We start from the raw sequence: 7,995 nt of genomic DNA, 5'->3' as shown, positions 1-7,995 counted from the left end.
GGCGGCGGCAGCCTCTACGGCCTGATCGTGGCGCTGGTCGCGCACCGAAAGGCCGCAGAGACCTTCGTCACCCGCGCGCAGGCCCGCCGTGTGCTGGCGGTGTTCGTGCCGACGCTGCTGTTCTGCCTGGTGACGCAGTTCCTCGGGCTCTATGTCGCGAGCTTTCTGCTGATCGCCGGCTTCATGCGCCTCGTCGGCAAGATCGCGCTGTGGAAGTCGCTGCTCACTGCGTTCCTGTTCACGGCGATCATGTTCGTCACCTTCGACATCGCCTTCGACGTCATCATGCCGAAGGGGCCGCTCGAAGCGGCCTTCGGCCACTAAGGCGAACCTGCGATGGAAGCTCTCGGTCTCCTGCTCCACGGTTTCGCCGTCCTGCTGACGTGGAAGACGCTCGTGCTGATGATGGTCGGGCTGGTGCTCGGCATCTTCGTCGGCGTGCTGCCGGGCCTCGGCGGCCCCAACGGCGTCGCGATCCTGCTGCCGCTGACCTTCACGATGGACCCGACCTCGGCGATCGTGATGCTGTCCTGCATCTATTGGGGTGCGCTGTTCGGCGGCGCGATCACCTCGATCCTGTTCAACATCCCCGGCGAAGCCTGGTCGGTCGCCACCACGTTCGACGGCTATCCGATGGCGCAGCAGGGCAGGGCAGCCGAGGCGCTGACCGCGGCGTTCACGTCCTCCTTCATCGGCTCGCTGGTCGCGGTGCTGCTGATCACCTTCCTCGCACCGATGATCTCGTCCTTTGCGCTGAAGTTCGGCCCGCCGGAGTTCTTTGCGGTTTACCTGCTGACCTTCTGCTCCTTCGTCGGCCTCGGGCGCGAGGCCAAGCACAAGACGGTCATCTCGATGTCGCTGGGGCTGCTGCTGGCCGGCATCGGCATGGACACGGTGTCGGGCAATCTGCGCATGACCTTCGGCTCGTCGGAGCTGCTCCGCGGCATCAACTTCCTCGTCGCCGTCATCGGCCTGTTCGGCATCAGCGAGATCCTGCTGACGATGGAGGAGCGCCTCGCTCTGCGCGGCCATGCGGCGAGCATTTCGCTGCGCGTCGTGCTCGGCGTCTGGAAGGACCTGCCGAAATACTGGGTGACGCTGTTGCGCTCCTCCTTCATCGGCTGCTGGCTCGGCATCACGCCGGGCGGCGCGATCGCGGCCTCCTTCATGGGCTACAATCTGGCCAAGCGCTTTTCGAAGGATCCCGAGAGCTTTGGCAAGGGCCGCATCGAGGGTGTGTTCGCGCCGGAGACGGCGGCGCATGCGTCGGGCACCGCGGCGCTGCTGCCGATGCTGGCGCTCGGCATTCCCGGCTCCGGCACCGCCGCGATCCTGCTCGGCGGGCTGATGGTGTGGGGGCTCAATCCCGGCCCGCTGCTGTTCGTCGAGCACAAGGACTTCGTCTGGGGCCTGATTGCCTCGATGTATCTTGGCAACGTCGTCGGGCTCGTGCTGGTGCTGACGACGGTGCCGATCTTCGCCTCGATCCTGCGTGTGCCGTTCGCGGCAGTCGCGCCGATGATCGTGGTGTCCTGCGCGATCGGCGCCTACGCCATCCAGAATGCGATGTTCGACATCTGGCTGATGCTGGGGTTCGGTGTCGTCGGCTACGTCTTCAAGAAGATCGGCATTCCCCTGGCTCCGTTCACGCTGGCGCTCGTGCTCGGCAACCGCGCCGAGGATGCCTTCCGCCTGTCGATGATCGGCTCCGGGGGGGCCCTGAAGGTGTTCTGGTCGAACGGCCTGGTCGGCTCGATCACAACCCTGGCGATTGTGCTGCTGTTCTGGCCGGTGATCGACGGGATGCTCGCCCGTGTCGGATTGACGCAGAGGTCTAAAGCGTCATCGCGATAGGCCTGAATAGCTTTCTAATTCAATAACATAAGGGGATCATGTCGTTGTAGTCCGACAGGCCACACGCCCCGATTGTTTCGGGTTGTTGCCGGTCCGGCACAGCTCTTGGGTGCCCCCCAGCGTATATTTTGATCACAAAATTGTGCGAAGGGGGAATCTCCATGAAGCGGATCGTGGTTGGAATGGCGGCGGCGATGTCGCTGTTTGCGACGGGTGCACTGGCTGCCGATCTGGCGGCAAAGCCCTACGTCAAGGCGCCGGTCATGGTCGATCCGGTCTGGATCTGGACCGGCTTCTACGTCGGCGTCAACGGTGGCTACAGCTGGGGCCGGTCGCGGTCCGACGCTTCCTTCTTCAACACGGCAACCGGCGCGCCGATCGCGCCTCCGGCCGGGTCCCTCACCAGTGCATCCTTCGACATGAACGGCGGAATCGCCGGCGGCCAGGCTGGTTACAACTGGCAGAGCAACAACTGGGTGTACGGCCTCGAGGGTGACCTTCAGTGGTCGGGCGAGAAGGGCAGCACGGCCTTTACCTGCGCCGGCAGCGCCGTCTTCCCGGTCGCCGGGCCCTGTCTTCCCGGCCTGACGTTCCTTCCGGCCGGCGGTCTGACCAACACGGTTCTGACCATCGACCAGAAGCTCCAGTGGTTCGGCACCGTCCGTGGCCGCGTCGGCATTCTGGCGACCCCGAAGGTGCTGTTCTACGGCACCGGCGGTCTGGCCTTCGGCGAGATCAAGACCACCGGCACGATGACCGGCTTCACCCCCGCGGGCGTGGCGATCGGCTCGGTCGGCTCGACCTCGACGACGCGCGCCGGCTGGACCGCGGGCGTGGGTGTCGAAGGCAAGATCACCCGGAACTGGAGCGCCAAGCTCGAATATCTCTACATGGATCTCGGACGCTTCTCGTCCGGTCCGTTCACGCTAGCGCCCGGCTCGACGGTCGGCGCAAATGTGTCGTCACACTTCACCGACCATATCCTGCGCGCCGGCATCAACTACCAGTTCGATGGCCCGGTGGTCGCCAGATACTGAAACAACAAAGGCGTCAACAAGAAGCAAAGCCCGGCCCTGTGCCGGGCTTTGTCGTTTCTGCCTGGCCTTTCATCGACCGGGCACCGCTGCGATCGCGAGCCCATCGCGCGCTGATCCTCCGATCGACTGACCTTCGATCGCAGGACGCGAGACGAAGAACTCTTCCCTAGTGTCGTGGCGCTGAATCGCTCGTGCATCTCGCGCGCGAGCGTACGGACAACGCGATTTCGAGGGAAGATCGATGACACGAACTTTGCTGGTCGCCACGGCGGTCGCCATGCTGCTCGCACCGCGGGCCTTCGCCGCCGATCTGGCGGTGCCGCACATCTTTACGAAAGCGCCGCCGGTGGCCGTCGATCCCGGCACCAATTGGAGCGGCTTCTATGCCGGCCTCAATATCGGCTACGGCTGGGGCCGCTCGGCAACGACTGCCGATTTCATCGACAGCGGTGGCGGTGCGCTGCTGAGCTCGAGCGCCGGCAAGTTCGCTCTCAACGGCGCCAGCGGCGGCGGACAGATCGGCTACAACTGGCAGCGCGAGATGTTCGTGGTTGGCCTCGAGGCCGATTTCCAGGGCAGCGGCCAGAAAGGCAGTTTTGCCGCGCTCTGTGCCGGCGCACCGGACGGAGTGCAGGACGGCATCTGCACGCCGGGCCATCGCGGCGACAACACGTTCGATCCTGCGCTGCCGGTTACGTTCAATCTCACCCAGAAGCTCGACTGGTTCGGTACCGTCCGCGGCCGGCTCGGCATCGCCGTGACGCCGCGCGTGCTGCTCTACGGCACCGGTGGCCTCGCTTATGGCCGCGTCTCCACCTCGGGCAGCGTGAGCGCGATCAATGTCGGCGGCTTTCCGGGCGCCGACGGCGGCACCTTCACGCCCGTGACGGCGAGCTTCGGCAGCAGCACGACCAAGCTCGGCTGGAGCGCAGGGGCCGGCATCGAAGGCGCCTTCGCCGACAACTGGAGCGCCAGGCTCGAATATCTCTATGTCGATCTCGGAACGGTGTCGGGCTCGCTCGCAACGCCCGTGATCGCGCTCAGCGGCGCACCGCTGGTGGTCGGCTATCGCTCGCACGTCACCGACAACATCCTGCGCTTGGGCGTCAACTATCGCTTCAGCGGCACCTGAGCGGCGGCATCGCGCAAAACGCCTGCGAGACGAAAGCCCGGCGGCAACGCCGGGCTTTCGTTATTTCATCGTGAAACAGTCAGAGCCTGTGACGCTTCCCGCGCTTGTCGCCGACGTTAATCAGCATCAGGATGCAAGCGTAGATAGAGTTCATTGATCTGTTATTTGGAGAGCATCATGGCTGTTGAGCATTATCGAGCCCGGAAAGGCGAAGAGATTTCACACGCGGCCGCTGCTGTAGCTGCCGGAGGCTATACGATCGAAGTTCGGTTCCTGGGCGGGCTGACGCCCAAGCAGAAGACCGCCTTCAAGCTTGCCGCGAACCGCTGGACACACGCGATCGTCGGCGATCTGCCCGATGTCATGGTCGGCGGCGAGAGGATCAACAATCTGCGCATCACCGCGCAGGGCACCGACATCGACGGTCCCGGGAGGATTCTCGGTCAGGCGGGACCGAGCCGCCTGCGTCCGAAAAATGCCGGAGCGGCTGCGTTCCTGCCGGCGACAGGCGACATGCAATTCGATACGGCCGACCTTGCGGCGATGGAGGCGGACGGCACCCTGAACGACGTCATCACGCACGAGATGGGGCACGTGATCGGCATCGGGACGATCTGGACGAACAAGAAATTCTTGAAGGGGGCTCACACCAGCAATCCGACATTCACCGGCCCCAACGCCATGCGCGAATACGGCAAGCTCCGCGGTTCTACGACGCCGCTGCCTGTCCCCGTCGAAAACACGGGCGGGGAGGGGACGGTGGACTCGCATTGGCGCGACACCGTGTTCGGCGCGGAGCTGATGACCGGCTTCGTCAATGAGGGCGGCAATGCGATGAGCCGGGTGACGATCGCCAGCTTGCAGGATCTCGGCTATCAGGTGAACATGGACGCTGCCCAGTCGTATCACCTGCCCGATCATCTCCATATGGCTGAGGCGGGGCTCGTTGCCGCGCATGCCGAGAAGGCAAGAGGCATCGTGCTCCCGCGGATTCCGATCACGTTGCCCGAGGAGAGCCTCGGTACCTGAGAGCCTCGCTACCCAAGAGCCTCGCTACGCAAGAGCTATGGCAGCCAAGTCCACCGCTTTGCCAGGCAGGATTTTGCCTGGCAAAGTTTCTCGCGGAATTCAGGGATGGCAGATCATGGAGGGCATGAAACGGCCGGAAGCGATTGTGCTTCCAGATTCGTCACTGATCCCGTCGGACTGCGTGATCTCGCCGCCACCCAACCAGTTCACCCACGAAGTGGCGGGATCGCAGCCGTTCTATGCCGCGCCGAGCGAACCACCGATCGGGCAGTTCGAGGCGGGAGCCAAGGTCGTGTTGCTCTATCACGACGGCGGAGAGCTTTGTCGCGTCGTCGATGCCGCCGGCCGCTACGTCGGCACGCGCTTCGACGGCTTGCGCAAGATCTAGATGTCGTGCGGGACGCGGCCCGGAACGGTTCTACTGTCGGTTCAACGCAGCGGTAAGGCCGATCCTGTCTGCAAAGTCGCGCCTGGTCTGCGGCTTCAGGTTTCGCCTGATGTGGCTCGGGTCGCGATAGAGAAACTCGCCGTCGAGCGAGACGTCGCAGCCGTCGTCGCGGCACAGTCGGCGGGCAGGGAACACGGTTGCGACGTTAGGGTGCGTCCGCGCGAGCTCCGTGAAGATGTCGTCGACGACGGCAGACCTTTGCAGAAGCGTCCTGGCATCCGTCGAGCCGAGGCCGGCTTCGCAAGGCGCCCGCCAAAGGCCTGCAAGTCTGGCGTGAGCGCACTCCACGACCTGCAGCGGCAACTCCGGCTCGCCGCCAATGAGGATGAATTGACGCCCTGGAATCGAAGTTTGTCCAACGAGCTTCGCCAGTGCCTCACGCATCGCTTCGGCCCCGCGACGCTCGTCGTCGTTGCCGATCCGACGCGGCAGCTCCAGCCAGCTCGAGGTCAGGATGACCTGATCGATCGCGCTGTCCTCGAGCACCGTCATCGCGCCGGCATGGATGCGCTGGCAGCGTTGCGGATAATCCGGATTGCCGATCATGATGATGAAATTGCCGTCGCCGAGAACGGCGGAGCATCCCGCGAACACGAGAAATGAACGATCCGGATCGCGTGAAGCTGCTTCGATGATCGGGGCGATATGCTCGGCATGGCTGTCGCCCCAGATCATCGATTTGTGCCTGGCCGTTTCCCAGGGGGCGCCAAAGACGCAGTAACGGCCGAACTTGTCGATCGTGGCCTCCTTGCACGGCCAGTCCCACATGGTCGTGAGATCGCGCAGCGGCTGCGCCTCGGCCGGAAGACGCTGCGGCAGTCCGTTTGCAGCGGTGATGGAAAACCCGGCCGCCGACATCGCGAGCATGGCGGCGATGCCTACTCCGACGGTTTGAAGCGGCTTCCAGCGCCGGACACGAAACGGCTTCTCGACATAGCGATAGGAGAGCGTTGCGATGAGGACAGAGATAATCGCGAGGATCGCGGCCTCCGTCGTGCCCGGGAGACCGCCGTTGATGTAGATCCGGTACAGCACCCAAATCGGCCAGTGCCACAGATACAGGCTATATGAAATCAGTCCGATCGGCGCGAGCGCGCCCAGGACCTCGCTCGATGTGGTTTGTCCGTTTCGCGGCCAGACGATCAGCGCCGCACCGATGCAGGGATACAGCGCGAACTCGCCGGGAAACTTGGCCGGCGAGATCGTGAATCCGATCCCGATCAGGATCAGGCCGGCGACCGCGGCAATCTCGCCCGCGGCGCGTCTCATCGGCGGCAGGAAGACCAGGAGCGCGCCGATCGCGAGTTCCCATGCGCGCGGCGGCGCAAGATAGAAAGCGCCTTTCGGATCGACGCGAAAATAGACGATGCTGCCTGCGCATACCGCGACGACGATCACGGCCAGGGCTGCTGCCATGAGGCCTCGCGAGCGGCAGAGCGAGAGCCCATACAGCAACACCGGCCAGACGAGATAGAACTGCTCCTCGACCGCGAGCGACCATGTGTGCAGCAACGGCAGGAGGTCGGAGGTCCGGTCGAAGTAGCCGGTATGATCGTAGAAGAAGAAATTCGAGACGCCAAAGGTGGCCATGGCGGCCGTGGTCCCGAGTGTCGTGTAGTCGCCCGGCGAGAGAAGCAGCGCGCCGGCGAGGAGAGAGGCAGCGAGCATCACCAGCAACGCCGGCAGGATGCGGCGGATCCGGCGGTCGTAAAAGCCGATGATCGAAAAGCTGCCCGCCGCGATCTCGGCAGCGAGGGTCTGCGTGATCAGGAAGCCGCTGATCACGAAGAAGACGTCGACGCCGGTGAAGCCGCCGCGTATCGGGGCCCCGTAGTGGAACAGGACGACGGAGAGCACCGCAACGGCCCGCAGCCCGTCGATGTCGGGCCGGTACCACAACTTTTGGGTGACGGTTTGGCGGATATGGAGGTGCATTTTGCCCGGGGATAGCCCAAGCCCGGTGGTGAGACAATCGCAAAGATCGGCGGCGCCGAGCGCCGGTTCGGCCCTCCCTGGCCAGCCGTCGCGGCGCGCAACTCCGCTGCGACAACAGAGCGCCGCGCCGATCGGCCGGTGGCGCGCCACACCGTCCGTTGTTCTCTATTGACGCTGCGGCAAACCTGATAAAGCTGGTGCGTGGAGACTAACTGGGAGGAGTGATAGATGATCGCAGTCGCCTTGGTGGCTTTGGCCTTGATCCCGATGAAGGAGGCCCCGCGTCCGGAGGCCGGGCTGAAGCCGCTCGTCCAGCAGGTTCAGGTCCGGTGCGGCGACGGCTTTGACTACAACTATTCCGACGGCCGCTGCTATCCGAACGGTCATCACCCGCCCGGCGTTTACGACAATCGCGGCGGCTACGGCCGTGGCGGCCAGGCGCGACGCGGCTGCGGCGATGGTTACGACTACAATTATTCGGACGGCCGCTGCTATCCCAACGGCTATCACGCGCCGGGCGCCTACGACAATCGTGGCGGCTATGGCCGCGGCGGCCAGCC

The 7,995-nt window shown here is 64.5% G+C and carries 8 protein-coding genes; 7 read left to right on the top strand and 1 reads right to left on the bottom strand.

The genetic code is table 11. From position 1 onward, the window contains the following. The 6 genes from PMI42_RS11390 to PMI42_RS11365 form a co-directional block, all read left to right on the top strand. The coding region (locus PMI42_RS11390) for a tripartite tricarboxylate transporter TctB family protein (protein ID WP_008133834.1) at positions 1–324 on the top strand (324 nt) is incomplete at its 5' end. Positions 325–336: 12 nt separating this feature from the next. Then, positions 337–1,854 carry a tripartite tricarboxylate transporter permease gene (locus tag PMI42_RS11385; RefSeq protein WP_008133833.1) on the top strand — a complete coding sequence of 506 codons (1,518 nt, stop codon included), beginning with the start codon at positions 337–339 and terminating at the stop codon, positions 1,852–1,854. A 161-nt stretch (positions 1,855–2,015) separates the two neighbouring features. Continuing rightward, positions 2,016–2,891, top strand: coding sequence for an outer membrane protein (locus PMI42_RS11380; protein WP_008133831.1), 876 nt, complete (start codon positions 2,016–2,018; stop codon positions 2,889–2,891). A gap of 241 nt (positions 2,892–3,132) precedes the next feature. Beyond that, positions 3,133–4,023, top strand: a complete 891-nt coding sequence (locus tag PMI42_RS11375) for an outer membrane protein (protein WP_008133829.1) — start codon at positions 3,133–3,135, stop codon at positions 4,021–4,023. Between the two features lie 177 nt (positions 4,024–4,200). Then, positions 4,201–5,052, top strand: coding sequence for a leishmanolysin-related zinc metalloendopeptidase (locus PMI42_RS11370; protein WP_008133827.1), 852 nt, complete (start codon positions 4,201–4,203; stop codon positions 5,050–5,052). Positions 5,053–5,167: 115 nt separating this feature from the next. Further along, positions 5,168–5,440 carry a hypothetical protein gene (locus PMI42_RS11365; protein ID WP_008133825.1) on the top strand — a complete coding sequence of 91 codons (273 nt, stop codon included), beginning with the start codon at positions 5,168–5,170 and terminating at the stop codon, positions 5,438–5,440. Positions 5,441–5,470: 30 nt separating this feature from the next. Here the strand turns inward: PMI42_RS11365 and PMI42_RS37445 are convergent, their stop codons facing one another. Continuing rightward, positions 5,471–7,435 (bottom strand): acyltransferase family protein, encoded by a 1,965-nt coding sequence (locus tag PMI42_RS37445; RefSeq protein WP_008133823.1) that lies wholly within the window; start codon positions 7,433–7,435, stop codon positions 5,471–5,473. Between the two features lie 228 nt (positions 7,436–7,663). Between PMI42_RS37445 and PMI42_RS11355 the strand changes: the two genes are divergently transcribed. Beyond that, on the top strand, positions 7,664–7,995 hold a 332-nt coding region (locus tag PMI42_RS11355; RefSeq protein ID WP_008133821.1), incomplete at its 3' end, for a hypothetical protein.

It is taken from the genome of Bradyrhizobium sp. YR681 (assembly GCF_000282615.1).
In the GTDB taxonomy this organism is placed as follows: Bacteria; Pseudomonadota; Alphaproteobacteria; order Rhizobiales; family Xanthobacteraceae; genus Bradyrhizobium.
Note: the sequence above shows the minus strand (reverse complement) of the source record. Positions and strands in the feature narration are given on the sequence as shown.

Bases quoted from the DNA above. Each gene is read 5' to 3' on its own strand.
- PMI42_RS11385 (WP_008133833.1), top strand. From the start codon at position 337: ATGGAAGCTCTCGGTCTCCTGCTCCACGGTTTCGCCGTCCTGCTGACG.
- PMI42_RS11380 (WP_008133831.1), top strand. From the start codon at position 2,016: ATGAAGCGGATCGTGGTTGGAATGGCGGCGGCGATGTCGCTGTTTGCG.
- PMI42_RS11375 (WP_008133829.1), top strand. From the start codon at position 3,133: ATGACACGAACTTTGCTGGTCGCCACGGCGGTCGCCATGCTGCTCGCA.
- PMI42_RS11370 (WP_008133827.1), top strand. From the start codon at position 4,201: ATGGCTGTTGAGCATTATCGAGCCCGGAAAGGCGAAGAGATTTCACAC.
- PMI42_RS11365 (WP_008133825.1), top strand. From the start codon at position 5,168: ATGGAGGGCATGAAACGGCCGGAAGCGATTGTGCTTCCAGATTCGTCA.
- PMI42_RS37445 (WP_008133823.1), bottom strand. From the start codon at position 7,435: ATGCACCTCCATATCCGCCAAACCGTCACCCAAAAGTTGTGGTACCGG.